The organism is Paraburkholderia sp. BR10954 (assembly GCF_040965775.1).
GTDB lineage: Bacteria > Pseudomonadota > Gammaproteobacteria > Burkholderiales > Burkholderiaceae > Paraburkholderia > Paraburkholderia youngii.
In genome coordinates this window covers 1-255 of the sequence record NZ_JBFRCK010000314.1, presented here as the reverse complement: position 1 = coordinate 255, position 255 = coordinate 1, and the positions used below count along the sequence as shown (strand labels likewise).

1 pseudogene is annotated in these 255 nt (G+C 60.8%); it reads left to right on the top strand.

The features are described 5' to 3' along the window. Positions 1-255, top strand: a pseudogene (locus AB4Y34_RS42385) (transposase); the annotation flags it as partial.

The following is a 255-nucleotide window of genomic DNA, read 5'->3' as shown; positions in this document are numbered from 1 at the left end:
ACTGATTGCTGGCTTGTTGTATCTGCAGCATGCGTTCGATCTGTCGGACGAGGAAGTGGTCTGGCAATGGGTGGAGAACCCGTATTGGCAGGTCTTCACCGGCGGGACGTATTTGCAGACCGAGCCCTGATCGATCCGTCGAGCCTGACACGCTGGCGTAAGCGCCTGGGTGAAGCTGGCGTTGAAGAACTGCTGGCCGAGACGATCGAAGCGGCGAAGCGCGCGGGCGTGATCAAGGCCTCAAGCGCGAAGCGC